Source organism: Paenibacillus sp. FSL L8-0663 (assembly GCF_038008125.1).
In the GTDB taxonomy this organism is placed as follows: domain Bacteria; phylum Bacillota; class Bacilli; order Paenibacillales; family Paenibacillaceae; genus Paenibacillus; species Paenibacillus polymyxa_D.
On record NZ_JBBOYM010000001.1, the window covers coordinates 4,003,394 to 4,022,419 of the forward strand.

The window sequence follows — 19,026 nt, forward strand, 5'->3', positions numbered from 1 at the left end:
TGACTATAAGAACTTCGGATCATACACCTCCTACTATTCTCCCTTATGCACCCTCATGAACTCATACAAATGACTTATTTTTCACTAAAACCCCCTCCTTTTTTTGCTAACCCCCACTGGATTCACTAAAATATAAGTAATTATTTTAATCATCCGAGGTGGACATCATGGCTAAAATTATGGTTCCTCCTGAGAAACTAGAAGCGGTTTCCAGGCAGTTCGCACAGGCACGTGAGCTGGGGGCACAAATTTGCGGACAACTGTCACAGCATATTCAGATGTTGGAAAATAGCTGGGCAGGAACAACACAGCAGCGCTTTTATCAGGATTTTCATAAAGCGCGTGGACAAATGGATGCTTTCACTCAAACTGTCAGTTCTGTCAGCACAGAGCTGCGTTCCATTGCAGTAAAATTTAAGGAAACAGATACCCAAGCAGACACGGGGATTACCAAAGGAGATCACAGCGGACAGATCAGCAACAGCGAAGGGGCAACTTCCGGGAAAAAAGGACCCGATCCAGCAGATATAGCCATTAACAGCCTGTCAGAGGCCAACAAATGGCGCGGGCAACTAGGATTTGCCGGAACAGCGATCTATAGCGGTCTGGCTTCCACACTTGTGCTCACCAAAACAGTAGAATTCAAGAAAAGTCTGAAGAATCCCACTCGAGCGGTTATACATAATGCGGCATGGGTGAAAGGCAAGGGGAACAATGCTTTTATGCGTAATTTGGGCAAAAGCCTAAACCGCCAATTCGCCAAACCCGGTATTGTGATGAAGGGGTTAAAGGGCTTTGATCGATTAGCTGGAAAGCTTCAAATGGGTAAGCTCGGCCTCGGATTCAACAAAGCCAACAGCTTTCCTCAGTGGACACGGAACGTCATCGCCGGGGTGGAAAAAGGACGTTACGGCATAGCCACCCGCCAAATTCCCGGTATGATTGCCAAAAAGCTCTACCCTATTAATGCCACCATGAATATTGTGGGCGAGGGCATCAGTCTGGCTGGAAAATGGAAAAGCGGGAAGCTTACCGGAACGGATGTAGCTGTATCTGCCTCTAACGTAGCGATTAAAACCGCCGCAACTTATGGCGGCGCTGTCGTTTTGGGGTCCATAGGCGGTGCTATCGGTGGTCCGGTCGGCGCAGCCGTCGGGGCATACGTCGGCGGTACAGTGGGAAGCTGGGCAGGCGGAAAAGTCGCCAAATTTGCGGAAAAAGGGATACGCTGGGCCAGCAAATTATTTAAATAATATACACACCTAACAGATGGAGAAGGAGCCTGACTATGGACAAACAAACGGTAATTTTAACGCTTGAGGAGCTAGGTTTTGCCTTGACCGCATTGGGCGCAGAAGATATGGCTTCTGGTCTGCTCCAATCTTATTACGGGGAACTAACCGAAGATCGCTGGGAACTACTTTTTCATGCCGCAACGCATAGCATGATATCCAAGGGTTTGATGGAACAACGGGATGACGAGCAACAACAGCTCGAATTTGATGCGTTCATTGTTGAAATTTTAGCTCATCTGGTACAAAGTCGTCAGATGCTACGTGGCTTTAAGGAGCAACAAGATAAGCAAAATACGTTAACGATACACCATGGAAATGAACGTTTTCTGTATCATTTCTCCAGTCACAATGAACTCCATTTCTTTCGCTGGTCTTCTCCAGAAGACTGGCATCACGACATTGATCAACTGTTCGGCCTGTCTGCTCCGAACTTCAATGCGCACAGCCGATACGTCGATCTGACCGAAGAACAGTGGAATGAGTTAACCTCATCCAACTTCACCATGCAGCAAATGGCAACGTGGAAGCTTCATGAGTCGGCTCAACAAATGATACAAGACTGGCGGGAGGACTTTGATCGTAATCAGTGTAGCCTTGATAATTTGAGCCAAATGGTATACACGGATACGGATGAAGATGGTCCTTCTGTTACAAATCTGCTATTTGTTCTTAAAGGAAAGAATGATGTGTGGATTGTAAGAAATACAGAACTGAATATGCAGGCCACTCCATGTCTGCGAATTGAAAGTGTGACCGAAGCTGACTGGAGAGAACGAATAACTTATTTCATTCAGGCGTTTGTTCCCGACGAGGCGGTATTCCGTGGATAAAATTGTATATCGAAGATCTTTGGCATTTTGGAAAGCCATGGGCAGCTTGATGTTTGTGCTTATTTGTCTGTTTTTGCTGCTGCTCATTTTTATCGACGAAGATATCTCAGCTCTACAAATCTTCTTCTTTATTACGTCCGCCATTGTCGGACTTCCTTTTTTCGGTAGCTATCTCGTGGTTTGTTTGAGCAGAACGCTTCGAAAGGATACCTACCTGTTCATCTTTGACGAGCACAGCATTTCAGATGGTATTCGAACTGTCCCGTGGGCTGCAATCACTAAAGTCGAATTCGAAGGGGCCTCCATCCGCAAATGGCTGCGCCCTCGCTTTCCCGCCTTTATTTTTCATCTGAATGACCACAGCACCTGGGAAGTCAGCACCGACTATGTGTTGAACGATATGGAGCTGAACCAAGCCGGGAAACAACTTCGAACTCTCATTAACCAGCATGGCAAGTCCAAGAAAAAACGTTCCTGAATAGTGCCATTGAATATATCAAAGCTTGTCTCTATCATATGCGGCTACAAGAGCCACAACCAATGCGGCCGAATTGGCCGCAGCCAAAAATGGAACACCAAACTGGCTACGGATAAAATGGGCGCGCTCAGCCTGGGAGATAAAGGAGTCTGCCGTCGTAATCAAACCCTTGACGATCTTCCCCTCAATCCTGGTCTCCGCCAGCGCTTCTGTCGCAAAAGCAAGCAGCGCTGGATCGAGCCCACCCGCAGACCCGGTATTAATGACAAGCTCTGGGCTAAAACGCTCAATCAGCAGGGCCGTAGTCGAGGCAACGTTCGCTTTGCCAATTCCTGATTGCAGCAAAATAACTTCCTTGTATTCCGGCTTATACTTGAAAAACCCCCGTCGCTGCGATACGCTGCACCGCCTCCAGCAGCCTTTCCTCACTGTTTACCAGACTGACCCGCACATAAGAAGCTCCTGCACGACCAAAGCCTTCTCCAGGAGCGACCGCAACGTGCGCACCGTCCAATAAAAAGTCTGCAAAGGAAGCCGATGTATGCCCCTCCGGCACCTTGAACCAGGCAAAAAAAGACCCTTGGGGAGCTGCTACATCCCAGCCAATACCTCGTAACGCTGCAATAAGAACATTACGGCGCCGCTCATATAACTTCGCGAGCTCCTGTACTGGCTCCTGGGTGCCCAGCAATGCGACAGCTCCCGCATCCTGTACCGCGCCAAAAACAGTGCTGTAGGCATGCGTATGATAATGCTTGAGCGCACCAATAACGGACACATTTCCAACCGCAAAGCCGAAGCGCCATCCAGCCATGTTATACGTTTTGGAAGCTGTATACGTCTCGACGCCATACTCCTTGCCGCCGGGGATTTGCAATAAACTAATCGGCTTATGCCCGTCAAATCCAAGAGCACCGTAAGCAAAATCATTCATAACTGGAAACTGATACCGAGCGGCATAATCCAGCGTCTTCGTCAGAAAGTCTGCAGTAGCTACGGCTCCAGTCGGATTGTTCGGATAATTAATCATAAGCAATTTGACCTGCTCTGCAATTTCTTCCGGCACGGTTGTATAATCAGGCAAGAAACCATGCTTCTCATCAAGCGGAATCGTATGAATATGGGCTCTTGCCAGCGTAGCAGCGGAATAATATTGGGGATATGCCGGATCGGTGGTCAATAACCAATCACCTGGATTCAATAGCGCCTGTGGAATCCCCATTACGCCTATGGCTGAGCCGTTGAATATGGCAATCTCCCGGTCCGGATCCAGCTCCACCTGATACTCCCGTTTATAGAACGCGGCGACAGCCTCCAGCGTGCTTTTTTTTCCATGAAAAGGCGGATAGCCCTGATTGATCGGTTGATCAACCGCTTCCTTCAAAGCGCTGATAATATGCGCCGATGTTGGCTGATCCGGGTTGCCGGCTGCCAGATTAATTACATCTATTCCTTTACTTTTATACAGATTCACTTTGTCATCTATTGCGCTAAAATAGTTGTCAGGCAGAGCCTTGACGAGATCAGAGGATGAAAAAATCACGTTCATATCCACCTTCTATCCATAAGATACAGGCTGACAACGTCAGCCCGCAGAAGATAATGCCCCATATTATTTGAAATAGCTTGGCAACTTGTAGCCTTCATAATCAGGGTTCGAATGGATGTACTTTTGGAATTCATCTGAATGATATCCTTCAATAATGTCTTTGACGAAGGGCTTATCCTTGTTCTTGCTGTCCACAGCGACCACGTTCGTGAACGGATCTGTCATATTTTCAAGCTTTAATGCCGAGGTCAGCTTTATTCCATTCGATACAGCAAAGTTCCCTTGTATAGCCGCAAAATCAACATCCTTCAGTACACGTGGCCCCTGTGCCGGATCGGTAGCAACAAATTGCAGATGATGCGGATTAGAGGTGATGTCGTTCACCGAGGTTTGCAATGGATCGATATTGTCCTTTAACGTAATCCAGCCTACTTCCTTCAAAATATTCAGCGCACGCAGCATATTGACTGGCTCGTTGGGCAGGTTGATTTGGGCTCCATCGCCGATTTCGTCAAGGCTGGTATGCTTGCTGGAGTACAATCCCATTGGAGGAGTCGGGACCTGTACAGCACCAATCAGATCAATATTCTCCCGCTTATTCATAGAATCCAGGTAAAGCGAATGCTGAAACACATTAGCATCAATATCCCCCTTAGCCACGGCTACATTGGGCTGAACACCGTCTGTAAACTCTTTATATGTAATCTTATATCCTTTCTTCTCCAAATATGGAGCCACACCATTCTTAAACTGATCGCTATATGGACCAGGATTAAAGCCGATATGCAGTGTTTTCTTTTCTTCACCCGCAGCATTGCCCGACGTATTCTTGCTGCCGCAGCCTGAAATAAAAAGCACGACTGCTCCCAGCAGCAATATAAATGAAATCCATGGTTTCTTCATTTGATGTCTCCCCCTGCTCCTTGATATCTTCTACTTTTGGTGAGTTAGAATGTTTACAGTCGCTCAAAATACCAAGTAACTTGATGCGTTTTATAGATATTACAATGATTTTTTATTCACTGTCAACAACATTTAATTACGCATCTTCTGCATAACAAATAAGGGATCACAACAGGCGATCCCCTTGTAGGTAAAAACACTTCACAAGTTTGTAATATTATTCCGTTTCAATTATACCCCCTGGGGGTATAATTGATATGAAAATAAAACCCTAAAGGAGCTATTAAATATGAGAATGCAATGGGCTTTGCTCGCTGGTACAGTCATGATGATTTTGAGTGGGTGCGGGAACAGTAACGCGCCAAACCAAGAGCACACGGCAAACAGCAGTCAACAGCACGACACATCGGAGATGAACCATTCCACTTCCAGTGAGCTTCCTGCCGGATTAAAAGAAGCTGAAAATCCAGCCTTCAAAGTTGGTGGTCAAGCGACTATACGAGCTGACCATATGGCAGGCATGAATCGGGCTACTGCCACGATTGTGGGTGCTTATACGACTACTGCTTATACAGTCTCCTATACACCAACCACTGGAGAAGAGAAAGTGAATAATCATAAGTGGGTTATTCATGAAGAAATTAAGGATGTAAGTAGTGAGCCCTATGCACCGGGCACAGAGGTTATCCTTGCAGCAGATCATATGAAGGGGATGGATGGGGCTAAGGCTACCATTGATTCCGCCGAGCCAACGACCGTATATATGGTAGATTATACGCCGACTACAGGAGGAGAGCCTGTCAAAAATCATAAATGGGTAACGGAGAGTGAGCTTTCAGCCCATTAGAACTCTTTTATCACAGGTCGCTTGTGATAACAAAAGGGAGCCTTACATCGGCTCCCTTTATACGGCTTTATTTGAGTTTGGACAAACCTACTTCGCCAAATTCAGCTTGGCCTCCTTGATATCATACAAAGTCCCTTCGTTGGAATCTACAAGCTTTTTCATTTGTTTGTTGGCTAGTCCATTTGCAGGCACGATTGCATTAAAAATAACATCATTTTTCTGTAATTGCTCGTTGATTTCATCTACTGAAAAACGGGCTTTACCCAGGGCTGTATTCTTATCATGAACTGGTGCATCTGTAATGAATATGATTGTTTTAGAATTAGAATTTTTGGGAAATTTACTTATAGCTAACTGAATAGCCTCTAATCCCGATTCCTTCAAATCCCCGCCAGCGGAAGGGCGCAGCATATTCATGTTACCTTTTAACTTATTTTTATCGGTCGTAAACTCCAAAAATTCTAAATCTTTATCTGCCTTCAGATTGATATCCCGAAATGCAACGACAGCAAAATGAGAACCTGCTGGAACGGAATCAACAAAGCCTTTCACCTTCTGTCTCACATAATCCAGCGTCCCTGTCATACTACTCGTAACATCTATGACGAACACAATATCCGTAGATTTGGAGAAGGTGGTGGATATCTTTTTCAGAATCGTTGGATTGGATTGTGATTCGGAAGCATCTTCATTTTCCTCCATTAATTGTTCACTTTCGCTAGTTGTCAAAACCTGCGGTGGAGCAAGGAAAATCACAACGCTCTGAGCTGCAATATTCCACTTTACCTTCGCACCCAGCGCCTCACTTACAAAGCGAATAGGAACCATTACTTTGCCGTTAATGAGTCTTGGCGCCGCATTGAGACGCACTAATTTTCCGTTGATATAGGCATCCCTGGAGCCTACAGTTAACTTGATCGTTGTATTTCCTTTGGTTGCAGTAACGGTCTTGGTAGCTCCATCCCACTTCACTTTCGCCCCAAGCGCCTCAAAAACGGCACGAAATGGCACCAACATACTTCCGCTAATAGAGGTCGCAGGCTGCTCATATTGTTGCAGTTTACCGTCTATAAACACCTCAACCTCGGCTGGGTTACTTGCGGTTCAATTACTTTCGGTTCATCCACAGGTTGAGCAACTTTGGGTTCACTGGCAGCGGGAGTCTCTTTTACATTAGTCTCCACCTCGGGTTGCGTTACTTTCGGCTCCTCCGCAAGTGGAGTTACTGTAGATTCATCGACTGACTGCACAGTGCCTTTCATAGTTGTAACTATAGGAAACTCTATATGATTTTCTGATCCTGGCCCAGGTGCTGGTCGTGAATCCGCAATCGAAATTGTGGAGTTGGCATAATCGATTGTAAAGTCACCAGAAGGAATTTCAATGTTGTTGCTATACAGACGAATTGGTGTATCAGGCTTAATCGTAAACGGGAGATCGAATTTAAACACCCTGTTTACTCCATTACCATCATCAAGAATAAGCTTAAGCTTATCTCCATCTCTGAATACTGTCGAATTGGCAGCATGAACACTTTCTGTACACAAAGTGAACAACCCTACGAGTATCGTTAAAAACGAAAGTAGGAACATCATTCTTTTGAGCTTCATTCTTATTTCCCCTTTTGAATCTATAGTCTTGTCGGTAATCATAGCATAGGGTTAGATGAAGTTCATGCCATCTGATTACAGTTATGGATATGCGAACTCACTTTTTCCATCATTCGCGCTCTGTTCATCTGTTCAATGTTCATATGTATCTCCTTGGCCCGCTTCTTCAACGTGGCATACGTAATATGGCCGCCTTCAGTGCTTTAGTGCCTTCTTCGCTTTTCAAATAATCCGACGGTGTTTCGTTGCCGAGTGCGGGGACTTTTCGATCCATCCAAGTCAGCAAATATTCCCCCATATCGGGCAGCAGCACAATCTGAATCTCCTTTGGAATTTTACTTTCGACCACTTTTGCTCTTATAGCCGGATCCACCTGTGCATACCGCTCCTGATAGATCTGAACCATGTTGGCCCAGTTCTCCGGCTTAAACTCTTTCAAATATATGTCTCTCATCTACGAACCCTCCTTAGGGCCTCAGACAACGCTTTTCATGCTGGAGCAACCATTCTTTTCTCCATAGCCCTCCTGCATAGCCCGTTAGTTTCTGATTGGAACCGATAATTCGGTGACATGGAATCACAATGCTCAGCTTATTTTTTCCATTAGCACTGCCTACGGCTCGGATCGCTTTTTCATTTCCAATAGCAAGAGCAATATCTTTATAAGCTGTCGTTTTACCGTACCCCACGGACACCAGAGCATTCCATACTTTTTGCTGAAAATCCGTACCTTCAAAGGCATAAGGAAACGTAAACTCAAAGCGCTCACCTTTAAAATACTCGTCAAGCTGGATAGCGCATTCCGCTAATACTTGGATTGGAACCTCTTCTATAGCCCTCGTTAAGAGCTCATTCCGATTAGAGAACATAATAGAATAGACAGCCTCATTTGTGCCCTGTATATCTATCTCTCCAATCGGCGATACATACTTCATTACGTATAGTTCGCTCATAAAAGGATACAACCTCCTTCCTTTTCTATTCCCTACTCAACTTTCTATACTCACTAGGAGAACAATGGTTCAAGCTACGAAACGCCTTATAGAAATGGGAGGGACTTTGGAAGCCCGTCTCATAGCAAATCTCAAGATTCGTAAGATTTGTACTTTTAAGAAGATAGGCTGCCTTATCTACTCTTATTTTTTCCAAATACGTGCGCGGGGTTTCGGCGGTTTCCTGTTTAAAGATCCGATCCAAGTAAAAGGAGCTTATTCCGATATGATCCGCAATATCCTGCAATACAAGTTTTTCCTTGTAATGATTAACCAGGAAGGTTACCACATTCTGCACAAGTCTGATATACGGCGAATAGTCTGTATGGGGCTGGCATCTTTTGCAAGCACGAAAACCCGCCTTTTCCACTTTGTCCAAATCAAAGTAAAACTCCACATTTATTTTCTTCGGCTTTTTGGATCGACAGGAAGGTCGGCAGTATATGCGGGTTGTTTTCACAGCGGTAAAGAACAACCCGTCATACTTACGATCACACGCTATAATTTTCTCCCACATTTCTTCAAAAGAAAGATTGATGTTAGCCATGATCGAATGCTCTGTCCTTTCTATAGTTCATATTCATCTAGTTCAGGATTTTGCAAAATCCTCATATAAATGTGATGTATCTTGAAGCTCTATCAACTGTTCTGCATTCTTTTGCAAAGCAACTATTATCTTATCAGAAAATGCATTTCCAAAGCTAAACCGTTTAACTCCCAACTGCTGAAGCTGGTGGACATTCGTCAGACCCGGCAGGGATAAAACATTAAGCGGAGCATGGATATTAAACACAACTTCCCTGATCTCTTCATCACGCTTTAATCCTGGAACAAAAATTCCGCTCGCACCACTATCCTCATACGCTTTGGCCCGCTCTATGGTCTCTGAAAGTGGAGTATTCATCTGCAAATATGTATCCGTTCTTGCGTTTATAAAAAACGCTTGAAACCCACGCACATCCAAGGCCGCTCTAATTTTGGACAATAGGTTACTGTGCAGACCCACTTCTCGAAGTCCCTTTTGCATTTTCAAAGAATCCTCAATATTAATCCCTGCAACTCCCACATCGGCTACCCTTAAAACATGCTCAACAATCGTTGCCGTGTCCTCTCCATATCCTGCTTCAATATCTGCCGACACTGGAATCTGAACATGCTCAACAATCGTCCGAATAATACTTACGTGCTGGTCAAAATCAATAAGCTCTCCATCTGAAAATCCAAGCGTATTGGCAATCCCCCAACTCGTCGTACCTATCGCCTTAAAACCTGCTTTCTCCAGAGCCACCGCAGATAGCAGATCCCAGGCGTTCCCTAAAAATAAAAGTTCCTCTAATGTGTGAAGTGCATGAAACTGCTGGATTTTGTTCATAAATATAGCCTCCTGATATGTGATGTAACTCATTTTATCAAGAGGCTATCTTTGTTTCGTCCTCATTCTTGCACTTATGGTCTGTAGGAATCCAGGAACAACTTGGTCCATTTATTCACATATAAATCATAATTTTTGAAGAAAACGGTTATTTAAGCTCTATTCAATCCTATGCTTCTTATCTATACTCTTGCTAAATCCATTCGAGTTAGATGGAAATCTACGCTTTTAGCCTTTCACAATTACATTTTATAGGAGGAGTTATATGTATAAAATAAAGTTCCTTATGATCTTGCTAAGCTTTACTGTAGTCGCTTCTTTCTCTAGCTTGTCCGGCTCTTCACCTAGCAAGGCTTTTGCTGAAGAGAATGGGACTCCGGTGCAGAAAACGATCGATTTAAATGAGGGATTCGACAACTCAAATGAAGCTAGTATACAGCCATTATCCCTTACCAGCGAAGAAGCTACTAGCCAAGCAGCGGTTACAGCTATTGACCATGATGCTAATTTCTCACCTTCAACACTTCAGTTCCTGAAGGCTAATACAGGACTCGACGGTGAGCAGTGGGATAATATTATGAAGCTAGTGAACAAACCAGAGCAAGATTCTTTGAAATGGACTGAATTCTATGGCTATGCTGAAGATATCGGCGATAATCGTGGGTACACCATTGGTATCTTTGGAGCAACAACAGGCGGTTCAAATGATACGGGACCAGATGGCCCGTACTTATTTAAAGCTTTTGATGCTGCTAGTGGAGCTAGCAACCCTTCCATTGCAGGTGGATTAACACGTGCTGGTCTAAAGGGGAAGATGAATGGTTCGATTCTAAAGCTCAGCGATAGCGATAGTGTAATCAAGAAGAAGATCAACGCTCTCCAAAACAATGAAGCTTGGAGAGAAGCCATGTGGCGTACGTTCTATGACACCTATATCGAATATAGTGTACAGCAAGCACATAAACGCGGATTTAATACTGCTCTAACGATTGGATCATTTGTCGACACAGCACTCAATCAAGGCGCTACTGGTGATTCAGGTAGTCTTGAAGGAATCCTCTCACGTTCAGGCAGTAGTATGAATGAGAAGAATTTCATGACTAGCTTCTATGCTAAGCGTACATTGGTTGTCGATACCAACGATTATAACCAACCTCCCAATGGTAAGAATCGTGTGAAACAATGGAGTTCTCTCTTAGCTTCTGGCGAAACAGATCTTAAGAACGCAGATGCAGCCGTGATCAAAGCAACGAATTGGGAACTGAAGTAAATACAATATACGTCATTAGGAGGGCATATCGTATGTCCTCCTTTATTTATTTTCATAAATATTGAGTTGGTGTTGACTACTAACAAGGTCCCATTTTCCCAAACAGTTCCTCTCATCATTCAAATATGTGGGTCGCGTGTGCAAATAGAGAGACTGTCCCAAAAGCCCGAAAGTTGCAAGCTCCTGAAACAGTCTTGTAAAATGGTTATGAAGTCGAAATAAGGCCGTTAGATGATTCGGTAGCCAGATGGAAGTCTACCGCTACTGCGGATATTACGGATTTGTTGCAACGTCAAACGTTGATTGGTAGAGATAATAGATTCCACATCATTCCCACGAATCAGATCATCCAGGTCGGCGATGCTGCGATTGCCTCTAAACACACGGAAGTTACCTCTAAACCGCGTGCCTGTAAAGAGTACCAGTGTAGCATTGCTGCTGGTAGAAAAGAAACGCAGACTTTCGATGCCGTCGAGAATGTTATCGGTATTACGAATGCCTAGGTTTCCTCTGAATACTCTCCTGGAACCCCGAAAATTTTCTTCGTTGTAAACTGTAAGTCGTGGATACGTTTGAGATACATATGCTTTGTTGTCCATGTTGTAATTCCTCCTTTCAACTTATCTTATGCCTCACCATCCGATTGGCGCGGGCCTCGCAGCATCCATCTAAAAATGGTTATGTGATTGAATAGAGCGATGCAGACTTGAAAAAGGAACATATGTTCTGTATAATCTAGCTTAGCAATTTGGAAAATCCTGAACTAACGGAGATGCGGACATGGACGATAAATTTATTGAGGAACTACGTGAAATTAGCAGAAACGACAAGCGAAGATCCGAATTTCTTATTAAGGGTATGAAGGAAACACTTCAGGAAAGAAAAGAAAAAAACTTTATCGAAAGATGGATTTGGCGACAAAAAAATAAGAAGCGTATAGCGCGGAAGTTTAAATCCTAGTAGATATAACAACCGAATCTTCATAGCTTCATAGCACTTTACAAGTGCTTAGGTCACAGCTCATTAGGAGGCAGAGTCATGATTGAGCAACTAGTCCCAAACGACGATATATTAAATCAAAATCTATTTTTGGCTGATGAAGTTCGATACCATTTGATCCATCGAATTTGTGAGTCAGAAGGATCAACATGCCTCAAAACGTCCGATAAAAATATGGTCTTTGCTCAATCACCCGGACATAAGGCCTGGTTATGGATCTCACAACAAACTACAGATAATCATAAATTGACCTATATAGGAGAACTCTTACGTTATTTAAAAGGAACCACCCTATCAGGTGTATGTGGTGATGCCGAAACAGTCGAGAAGTTCGCAAATGCTTACGCACAACGTCGTCATGCTGCTCAGGTACATACCCATATGGTCATGGAATCTTATTTCTGTCCTAAATATAAAAAGCCCTCGGGCGTTGAGGGAATGATCCGACAATCCATCCCAGAGGATGTACAATTAGTTGCCCAGTTTCTAGCTGGTTTTTCAGAAGAAGCTTTAGGTAGTTTTATTGATCCGGTTAGTCAAATATCGGTTGCGGAGAAGACCATCGGGACAGGAAATTTGTATCTTTGGATTGTAAATAACATGCCTGTGTCCATGGCTAATATTGCTCACCGCTCGCCGAGACATGCTCGCATTAATGCTGTGTATACCCCGCCTAATTTACGAAAGAAAGGTTTTGCCAGCGGAATGGTATCCGAGCTATGTTCGATTTTGGAAAATGAGCATTTAGTACCCATGCTATATGCAGATTTAAAAAATTCGGTTTCCAATCAAGTTTATAAAAATATCGGCTTTAAGGAAGCCGGCAAAATCACTGATATTACGTTTGAATAAGCCCTCCTACTGCAAGAGAGCATATTATTGTTCATTCAAAATCAAAGAAGACCACAATGTCACCTTCATCACTGGGCCTCCTTTTCACTTATCTATAAGCTTTACTCCGTAACACCCAATTCCGTGTGGACTGAGGATCTTCGTGAAAGTAAATATACAGCCACAATAGCTATAACGACCCCTGCTGCTCCAAACCAGGTGATGGAAGCCAGCGAAACCTGACCAACAACTACACCACCGATCCCAGCTCCGGCCGCCATGGCAAGCTGCATCGTAGACTGATTGAGACTCAGCATCACACCGGAAGATTCAGGCACAAGAGTGACCAAGTTATATTGTTGAGTAGGTCCAGTTGTCCAGGCAGCGAACGACCAAAGGATCAATAAAGCAAATACTGCGATCAGGGAATGAGCGGCGGCAGGAAGTAAAAGCAAGGAAAAGACATGCAACACCATGCCCCCGAATAATGTAAAGGAAATACCCTTTTTATCTGCGCTGTATCCACCGATTTTCGACCCGATCAGGCTGGCAATCCCGAAGGCAAGTAATACTGAGCTTAGCATATTATCCCCTACACCTGATACATTCAGCAAGTACGGTGAAATGTAAGTATACGCGAGGAAATATCCCCCTCCCCAAAAGAAGGTAATCGCCAATCCCAAAGCAACTTCAGGCTTCTTCAGAAGAGCAAATTGCTGTAGTAAGGGAATCGGTTGATCTCCTTTTAAGCGAGGGATTGTCATAGCGATAACGATCAAAGCAATAATCGCTGTCAAAGCGATGCCGAGAAATACGGTTTTCCAGCCATATGCAGAAGATATCATTCTTCCAAGCGGCACCCCGATAATCAGCGAGGCTGTAAAACCCATAGTGATCGTAGCAATAGAACTGGCCTGCTTGCCGGCTGGAGCAATCTTCGCAGCAATGCTCAGTGCTGTAACCACAACCATCCCCGCCCCGAGGGCCATAAGAATACGTGCGGCGATAAACATTCCAAAACCCGGCAGAATAAAGGAGAGGGCATTAGCTACTGCAAATAATCCGAGCGAACTCAGGAGCAGCTTGCGTCTGTCCCATTTAGCGGTTACTGCCATCAGAATCGGCGTGCCAATCGCGTAAGCAAGAGAAAAGACTGTAATCAACTGTCCCGCTGCGGACACCGTAATCCCCATGGTTGTCGCAATCTGATCCAAAATGCCTGAGATAATGTATTCGGATGTGCCTACCAAAAAACTAACAATGGCCAAAATATACACTTTCCACGTGCTCTGCATTTTTAAATAACGCCTCTTTTCTTATATTGTTTTTATATTTTTACAAATATCGAAATTAAGACTAAAAAAAATTATGTCATCAGGAACGGGGCATATTTCTGCGCTGCTTCCACATCCAAGCTGTAATAGATAAACGTCCCCTCTTTACGGTATGTGAGCAGCCCCGACTCTGCCATTTGCTTCAGATGATGCGATAGCGTTGAAATAGCTACACTGTTCAGCTTCTCGCCCAGCACAGAGCAGCATTGGCCACTTTCCTCTTTTAGCAGAAGTGCTATCTTGAGACGAGTTGGTTCTCCAAGTGCTTTATATATTTTTACAGCTTGTTGCATTTCCGTTGTATCTTTCACCCTGTTCGGCTCCCTTCTGTTCCAGTCTTAATTTCGATGTTTGTCGAAATAAAGTTATCACAAACATTTGTAAAAGTAAACCCGTTTATTATAAAGGTACAGCTTTTTTACACTCTGAGGTGTGAATGATGGTCTTTCTCATCCGATAAATAATCCCCCATCCATAAAGGATGGAGGAAAAAAAACTGAGTATAGAGGGAGAAACGTCGTGGATGCCATGGCGTTAATTCAGGCTTGCCGTGGGTCTGACAATAATTTCATTAACATCTACATCCGCTGGCTGCTCCATGGCATACAGAATGGAACGGGCTATGGCATCAGGCGAAATCGAAATACGACGATACTCTTTCATTCCTTGCCGGGCCTCTTCATCTGAAATACTGTCAGCAAGCTCAGATTCGGTTACTCCCGGCGATACCAACGTCACGCGAATATCTCCCCCCACCTCCAAGCGCAATCCTTCAGAGATCGCCCGAACCGCATACTTCGTAGCGCAATACACCGCTGCAGTCGGGGTTACACTATACGCGCCAATAGAGGCGATATTGATAAACTGACCAAATCCTTGCTTTTTCATAATCGGAAGCCCTGCCGCAATCCCATGCAGAACGCCTCGTATATTTACATCAATCATGCGATCCCATTCCTCTACCTTCAGGGCCTCTAATTTTGAAAGAGGCATCACTCCCGCATTGTTCAAAATGACATCCACACGCCCAAATGTTTTTTCCGCGTAGTTAATGAACGCTTCCATCTGGTCCCTCTTCGTCACATCCAGTTGCTGATAATCAGCCGATCCACCTTTAGAACGAATCTCGGATGTCAGAGCCTCCAGTCGCTCTGTGCGTCTGGCCCCTAATATCACATGAGCCCCATGGCGAGCAAGTAAACGGGCAGTAGCTTCACCGATCCCACTGCTTGCCCCCGTAATAGCTACGACTTTCCCTTTAATATCCAACATGCTTATTCCTCCTCTAGTTTAAAATGTCACTGAAAAAAGATAAAATAGATTACTTTTTCTCTTCCCTGTAAAAAACCATCCCTGCATGATACAAGACATCATCTTTAAATTCGCCATCTGCCGTAAATCCAGTGTCGTCCACATACTCGATATAGTCATCTTCTACGATGATATAGCTTCCTGTATAGGCACTTTGCCTCTGACCCCGTGCTTCATCATAACGGCCATTAGGCAAGAGTTCCTGACGGATATTTCCGTCTTCAGTTACCCACATCCCTATATAGGGATGCTGCGAAGCGTGTACACTTTTTTCCTTTTTTTGCTCTCCATGACTATTTCACTCCTTTGCATTTTTATTTTTTTCTCATTTGCTCATTTTTCTCATTTGCTCATTAGGTGTTGTATCTGCATCTTATTATGAGAGGAATGTCCATCGGGCTGGTAGAAGAATCAGAGCAAATTATTGCCTAATCCTCCAAAGACCCTTAATATGTAATAAACTACTGAAAATGAAAACGGGCTACGTTGAAAGAAGGGATGTGTCAAGATGGGGGCGACCAAAATAGAGGGTTCTACCATGGAAAAACAAGCCGAATTGGCAAGGCTTATAGAACGATTTTCAAATCAGGACGGAGTTCTCACTACAGCCATACCTTCGCTTCACTTCGTCCGAAGTTCAAATACAACCGTTCCGGTACATCAAGTCCATGAACCTGCCTTATGTATTGTGGCACAAGGCAGAAAAGTCGTGATGCTCGCAGAGGAAAGCTACCATTACGGCACATCCGACTACCTTGTTGTGTCGGTGGATTTGCCGATCTCGGGGCAGGTCATCCAAGCGTCATCAGAAGCTCCTTATTTGTGCCTCCGGCTCAATTTTGATCCGCATCAGGTTTTGGACCTGATCAAGGAATCTGCTTTTCCCACAAGCCCCATGCCTGATTCCAGACGAGGCTTGTATGTAAGTCAAACCAACTCTCTACTGCTGGATGCCGTGGTGAGGCTAGTGCATCTTTTGGAAAACCCGCAAGATGTTCCGGTGCTTGCTCCATTAGTCATTCGTGAGATACTGTATAGGATTTTACAGGGTAATCAGGGGGAATCCTTAAAACAACTGGTCATGATCGGCAGCCATTCCAACCGAATCGCAGAAGTCATAAAGCGGATTAAGCAGGATTATGATAAGCCGTTGCGTATTGAAGAATTGTCCAAACTAGCGAATATGAGTCCTTCGTCACTACATCGTCATTTTAAAGAGGTTACGGCTATGAGCCCCATGCAATATCAAAAACAATTACGTCTACAAGAGTCCCGCCGCCTGTTGTTATCCGAATCAGCGGATGCGGCAGATGTAGGTTTTCAGGTAGGTTACGAGAGTCCCTCACAATTCAGCCGCGAATACGCCCGCTTGTTCGGCCTGCCTCCAATTAGTGACATCAAACGCTTGCGCTCGGATCAGGATCACCAGACCACTTGATCACGTTGTTAGATGAACATATGAAACCAATGGTCCTACTAACGCTTATCCCATCATAGATGGCAGGATGTAAAAAAACAGCACAAACAGCCGCTCCTCCGGTAGAGACGCGGCTGTTCAATATTCCCTCTATGCATGCATCAATACGGATTATCCAGCTTGACGAACAAAGCTCGAATGACATCCTTCTCTGCCGTAGTAAGCTTTTGTCCTGCCTGCCATTGTTGAATCTCTTTTTTGACTTCCTTGGGTTCTCTATAGCTGAGAGCATACCCGATGCTTCCTATACCTTGTGTGCGGTTGGTTTTGTCCATATTTGCCAATGCTCGAGTCATCGCAGTTCTGTCTCTTGTAAACAAATCTCCCATAAGGGCAGCATAGCTTTCGCTTAAAGCTCCATCCAAACCTTCAGAAGCTCGGATCACATTTGGAAAACTTTTCGATGGAATAAAAGCTCGCTGCCTATACAAATATTCGATCATTTCCAGGCTTTGATGTTCATTGTTTTCGTTCATCTTTCCCCATTGGATTCCTGCTAAATGGTCCGTTATATGACGTACTTTTGCTTCATCACTGAGGGAAGAATCCTTATAAAAGGACAGCACAAGCTCCTCTTTACTTTGCTGGGTATGCTGCGTATCGGCTGCAGTTTGCTTAGACTCCCCATGGTTTGCTCCGGACGGCGCCACAGTTTCAGCATCCTGTCCCACTGGCTGGGGAGTACACCCTATGGTTACAGCCAGCATTAGTGCAGTACAAGCTGCAGAAACGAACCCATTCCCTTTTAACATGAATCCACTCTCCTGTCTGAACAAACAATGGTCGTTATAATTGCCCAAAATCCACTCCTATCTTGCTACGCCTGCAACCGTTCATCCATCTAACAATAGGAAGATTCCATCTAGACTTTTACGCGTCACGTCCCACCGTAGGCTTACGGATCACGGAGACGCTCGATTCCCTCACGATCAGACGAGGCTCGAATTGCACACGCTCATAATCCCCAGGTGTCTGTTCCTGAATCCGCTTGAGCAGCAGCTCCGCAGCCAATCGTGCCACCTCTTCCCCCATGATGGAAACTGAGCTGATCTGAGGAGTCGTTACCATAGCCCACAGATTGTTATCAATACCAACTACAGCAACCTCATCCGGCACTTTTACGCCCAAATCCTTAAATCGATTGACGATCCCTATCGCCACCATATCATTAACCGCATAAATAGCATCCGGCATATGTTTCAAGCTGTAAAAATAATCGGCAGCACGCAGCCCTGTCTCAAAAGAGAAATCATCGCCAAAATAAACGAGTGAAGGGTCCACATGCTGGAGAGACTGCTCATAAGCAAAGTATCTTTCCTCGATTTTGTCCTTCGCAGCACCTGCATAGGCAATTCTTGTTCTGCCGATTTTAAGCAAATGCTCCATCACGAGTCTTCCCTCTTGCCGGGCCAGACTGACGATATCCGCTTTGACATCTTCGCCCAGCTTCTTGCCATAGTTAATAATGGACACGGGAACGCTAGCTTTGTTAATCAGATCTACCAACATTTTCGGATACGCCAGCGGCATAATGATGAGCCCGTCGACATGCAGCTTCTTGACCTCACGAACGGTTTCAAGCTCCATTCTGGCATTCCCGGCGGTATTAATTTGCACGACACGGTAACCATGCTGCTTGGCGGCCTGCTCTACGGACCATGCAATTTCTGGAATAATCGCGTTACGAATGTCCGGCACGGCCAGCGCGATTTGTCGTGTCTGACGCACTTTCAAGCTTTGAGCCGAGGTGTTGGGCGTAAACCCCATCTCTTCAATCACTTGCAAAATCAAGGCTTTCGTTCTCGGGCTGATGCCCTCACTATCGTTAATAGCTCTGGAGACAGTCGCAATACCGACTCCTGCCCGCTTGGCTACATCCTCTATGGTTACTTTCTTTTGATCTGTCACGCCCAAAATCCTTTCAAGAA

At 44.7% G+C, this 19,026-nt stretch carries 23 protein-coding genes; 7 read left to right on the forward strand and 16 right to left on the reverse strand.

Going from position 1 to position 19,026, the window contains the following annotated elements:
• The first annotated feature begins 167 nt into the window (after positions 1-167).
• The 3 genes from MKY75_RS17590 to MKY75_RS17600 are packed head-to-tail and all read left to right on the forward strand — an operon-like array spanning position 168 to position 2,603.
• The gene (locus MKY75_RS17590) at positions 168-1,253 is read left to right on the forward strand and encodes a WXG100 family type VII secretion target (RefSeq protein WP_241113381.1); all 1,086 of its coding nucleotides are present in this window, start codon (positions 168-170) and stop codon (positions 1,251-1,253) included.
• A gap of 35 nt (positions 1,254-1,288) precedes the next feature.
• Positions 1,289-2,125: a hypothetical protein gene (locus tag MKY75_RS17595; protein WP_029515530.1), complete on the forward strand. Its 837-nt coding sequence runs from the start codon at positions 1,289-1,291 to the stop codon at positions 2,123-2,125.
• Positions 2,118-2,603, forward strand: coding sequence for a DUF5381 family protein (locus MKY75_RS17600; RefSeq protein ID WP_029515531.1), 486 nt, complete (start codon positions 2,118-2,120; stop codon positions 2,601-2,603). Before MKY75_RS17595 ends, MKY75_RS17600 begins: the two co-directional genes overlap by 8 nt.
• A gap of 18 nt (positions 2,604-2,621) precedes the next feature.
• On the opposite strand, the gene MKY75_RS17605 is transcribed toward MKY75_RS17600, so the two are convergent.
• From MKY75_RS17605 to MKY75_RS17615, 3 genes are all read right to left on the reverse strand, one after another.
• Complete coding sequence (locus MKY75_RS17605; protein WP_340886119.1) at positions 2,622-2,948, reverse strand: phosphorylase family protein; 327 nt, start codon at positions 2,946-2,948, stop codon at positions 2,622-2,624.
• 22 nt (positions 2,949-2,970) lie between these two features.
• Positions 2,971-4,146 (reverse strand): aminotransferase class I/II-fold pyridoxal phosphate-dependent enzyme, encoded by a 1,176-nt coding sequence (locus MKY75_RS17610; protein ID WP_340886120.1) that lies wholly within the window; start codon positions 4,144-4,146, stop codon positions 2,971-2,973.
• A gap of 69 nt (positions 4,147-4,215) precedes the next feature.
• Entirely contained in the window at positions 4,216-5,055 is an 840-nt protein-coding gene (locus MKY75_RS17615; protein ID WP_069010487.1) for a MetQ/NlpA family ABC transporter substrate-binding protein, read from the reverse strand.
• Between the two features lie 289 nt (positions 5,056-5,344).
• Here MKY75_RS17615 and MKY75_RS17620 point away from each other — a divergent pair, with 289 nt between their 5' ends.
• Positions 5,345-5,902, forward strand: coding sequence for a YdhK family protein (locus MKY75_RS17620; protein WP_340886121.1), 558 nt, complete (start codon positions 5,345-5,347; stop codon positions 5,900-5,902).
• A gap of 87 nt (positions 5,903-5,989) precedes the next feature.
• Here MKY75_RS17620 and MKY75_RS17625 read toward each other — a convergent pair whose 3' ends face one another.
• The 6 genes from MKY75_RS17625 to MKY75_RS17650 form a co-directional block, all read right to left on the reverse strand.
• Complete coding sequence (locus MKY75_RS17625; protein WP_340886122.1) at positions 5,990-6,979, reverse strand: stalk domain-containing protein; 990 nt, start codon at positions 6,977-6,979, stop codon at positions 5,990-5,992.
• Complete coding sequence (locus MKY75_RS17630) at positions 6,970-7,554, reverse strand: hypothetical protein (RefSeq protein ID WP_340886123.1); 585 nt, start codon at positions 7,552-7,554, stop codon at positions 6,970-6,972. Before MKY75_RS17630 ends, MKY75_RS17625 begins: the two co-directional genes overlap by 10 nt.
• A 124-nt stretch (positions 7,555-7,678) precedes the next feature.
• Positions 7,679-7,966 carry an antitoxin Xre/MbcA/ParS toxin-binding domain-containing protein gene (locus MKY75_RS17635; RefSeq protein WP_023989726.1) on the reverse strand — a complete coding sequence of 96 codons (288 nt, stop codon included), beginning with the start codon at positions 7,964-7,966 and terminating at the stop codon, positions 7,679-7,681.
• Positions 7,967-7,979: 13 nt separating this feature from the next.
• Positions 7,980-8,465, reverse strand: coding sequence for a methylated-DNA--[protein]-cysteine S-methyltransferase (locus tag MKY75_RS17640; protein ID WP_307347490.1), 486 nt, complete (start codon positions 8,463-8,465; stop codon positions 7,980-7,982).
• 25 nt (positions 8,466-8,490) lie between these two features.
• Positions 8,491-9,051, reverse strand: coding sequence for a bifunctional transcriptional activator/DNA repair enzyme AdaA (locus MKY75_RS17645; RefSeq protein WP_340886124.1), 561 nt, complete (start codon positions 9,049-9,051; stop codon positions 8,491-8,493).
• A 42-nt stretch (positions 9,052-9,093) separates the two neighbouring features.
• Positions 9,094-9,876 carry an isocitrate lyase/PEP mutase family protein gene (locus MKY75_RS17650; RefSeq protein ID WP_340886125.1) on the reverse strand — a complete coding sequence of 261 codons (783 nt, stop codon included), beginning with the start codon at positions 9,874-9,876 and terminating at the stop codon, positions 9,094-9,096.
• 265 nt (positions 9,877-10,141) lie between these two features.
• On the opposite strand from MKY75_RS17650, the gene MKY75_RS17655 reads away from it, so the two are divergent.
• Positions 10,142-11,146, forward strand: a complete 1,005-nt coding sequence (locus tag MKY75_RS17655) for a chitosanase (protein WP_340886126.1) — start codon at positions 10,142-10,144, stop codon at positions 11,144-11,146.
• 227 nt (positions 11,147-11,373) lie between these two features.
• Here MKY75_RS17655 and MKY75_RS17660 read toward each other — a convergent pair whose 3' ends face one another.
• Complete coding sequence (locus tag MKY75_RS17660; protein WP_029515541.1) at positions 11,374-11,745, reverse strand: hypothetical protein; 372 nt, start codon at positions 11,743-11,745, stop codon at positions 11,374-11,376.
• Positions 11,746-12,184: 439 nt separating this feature from the next.
• Here MKY75_RS17660 and MKY75_RS17665 point away from each other — a divergent pair, with 439 nt between their 5' ends.
• A complete protein-coding gene (locus tag MKY75_RS17665; protein WP_340886127.1) occupies positions 12,185-12,997 on the forward strand; it encodes a GNAT family N-acetyltransferase in 813 nt (270 codons plus the stop codon).
• A gap of 101 nt (positions 12,998-13,098) precedes the next feature.
• On the opposite strand, the gene MKY75_RS17670 is transcribed toward MKY75_RS17665, so the two are convergent.
• From MKY75_RS17670 to MKY75_RS17685, 4 genes are all read right to left on the reverse strand, one after another.
• Entirely contained in the window at positions 13,099-14,271 is a 1,173-nt protein-coding gene (locus MKY75_RS17670; RefSeq protein WP_340886128.1) for an MFS transporter, read from the reverse strand.
• Between the two features lie 71 nt (positions 14,272-14,342).
• Positions 14,343-14,621, reverse strand: a complete 279-nt coding sequence (locus MKY75_RS17675; protein ID WP_029515545.1) for an ArsR/SmtB family transcription factor — start codon at positions 14,619-14,621, stop codon at positions 14,343-14,345.
• A 223-nt stretch (positions 14,622-14,844) separates the two neighbouring features.
• The gene (locus MKY75_RS17680; protein WP_340886129.1) at positions 14,845-15,582 is read right to left on the reverse strand and encodes an SDR family oxidoreductase; all 738 of its coding nucleotides are present in this window, start codon (positions 15,580-15,582) and stop codon (positions 14,845-14,847) included.
• A gap of 49 nt (positions 15,583-15,631) precedes the next feature.
• Positions 15,632-15,862 carry an Atu4866 domain-containing protein gene (locus MKY75_RS17685; protein ID WP_340887100.1) on the reverse strand — a complete coding sequence of 77 codons (231 nt, stop codon included), beginning with the start codon at positions 15,860-15,862 and terminating at the stop codon, positions 15,632-15,634.
• A 267-nt stretch (positions 15,863-16,129) separates the two neighbouring features.
• Between MKY75_RS17685 and MKY75_RS17690 the strand changes: the two genes are divergently transcribed.
• Positions 16,130-17,059, forward strand: coding sequence for an AraC family transcriptional regulator (locus MKY75_RS17690; RefSeq protein WP_340886130.1), 930 nt, complete (start codon positions 16,130-16,132; stop codon positions 17,057-17,059).
• Positions 17,060-17,199: 140 nt separating this feature from the next.
• Here MKY75_RS17690 and MKY75_RS17695 read toward each other — a convergent pair whose 3' ends face one another.
• Complete coding sequence (locus MKY75_RS17695) at positions 17,200-17,850, reverse strand: hypothetical protein (RefSeq protein ID WP_029515548.1); 651 nt, start codon at positions 17,848-17,850, stop codon at positions 17,200-17,202.
• 118 nt (positions 17,851-17,968) lie between these two features.
• On the reverse strand, positions 17,969-19,006 hold the full coding sequence (locus tag MKY75_RS17700) for a LacI family DNA-binding transcriptional regulator (protein ID WP_013311372.1): 1,038 nt from the start codon (positions 19,004-19,006) through the stop codon (positions 17,969-17,971).
• Positions 19,007-19,026 lie beyond the last annotated feature (20 nt).

Excerpts from the sequence above, each read along its gene's own strand:
- MKY75_RS17670 (WP_340886128.1), bottom strand. The coding sequence starts at position 14,271 with ATGCAGAGCACGTGGAAAGTGTATATTTTGGCCATTGTTAGTTTTTTG.
- MKY75_RS17695 (WP_029515548.1), bottom strand. The coding sequence starts at position 17,850 with ATGTTAAAAGGGAATGGGTTCGTTTCTGCAGCTTGTACTGCACTAATG.
- MKY75_RS17640 (WP_307347490.1), bottom strand. The coding sequence starts at position 8,465 with ATGAGCGAACTATACGTAATGAAGTATGTATCGCCGATTGGAGAGATA.
- MKY75_RS17635 (WP_023989726.1), bottom strand. The coding sequence starts at position 7,966 with ATGAGAGACATATATTTGAAAGAGTTTAAGCCGGAGAACTGGGCCAAC.
- MKY75_RS17660 (WP_029515541.1), bottom strand. The coding sequence starts at position 11,745 with ATGGACAACAAAGCATATGTATCTCAAACGTATCCACGACTTACAGTT.
- MKY75_RS17650 (WP_340886125.1), bottom strand. The coding sequence starts at position 9,876 with ATGAACAAAATCCAGCAGTTTCATGCACTTCACACATTAGAGGAACTT.
- MKY75_RS17590 (WP_241113381.1), top strand. The coding sequence starts at position 168 with ATGGCTAAAATTATGGTTCCTCCTGAGAAACTAGAAGCGGTTTCCAGG.
- MKY75_RS17665 (WP_340886127.1), top strand. The coding sequence starts at position 12,185 with ATGATTGAGCAACTAGTCCCAAACGACGATATATTAAATCAAAATCTA.
- MKY75_RS17615 (WP_069010487.1), bottom strand. The coding sequence starts at position 5,055 with ATGAAGAAACCATGGATTTCATTTATATTGCTGCTGGGAGCAGTCGTG.
- MKY75_RS17680 (WP_340886129.1), bottom strand. The coding sequence starts at position 15,582 with ATGTTGGATATTAAAGGGAAAGTCGTAGCTATTACGGGGGCAAGCAGT.
- MKY75_RS17630 (WP_340886123.1), bottom strand. The coding sequence starts at position 7,554 with ATGATTACCGACAAGACTATAGATTCAAAAGGGGAAATAAGAATGAAG.
- MKY75_RS17595 (WP_029515530.1), top strand. The coding sequence starts at position 1,289 with ATGGACAAACAAACGGTAATTTTAACGCTTGAGGAGCTAGGTTTTGCC.
- MKY75_RS17645 (WP_340886124.1), bottom strand. The coding sequence starts at position 9,051 with ATGGCTAACATCAATCTTTCTTTTGAAGAAATGTGGGAGAAAATTATA.
- MKY75_RS17655 (WP_340886126.1), top strand. The coding sequence starts at position 10,142 with ATGTATAAAATAAAGTTCCTTATGATCTTGCTAAGCTTTACTGTAGTC.
- MKY75_RS17690 (WP_340886130.1), top strand. The coding sequence starts at position 16,130 with ATGGGGGCGACCAAAATAGAGGGTTCTACCATGGAAAAACAAGCCGAA.
- MKY75_RS17620 (WP_340886121.1), top strand. The coding sequence starts at position 5,345 with ATGAGAATGCAATGGGCTTTGCTCGCTGGTACAGTCATGATGATTTTG.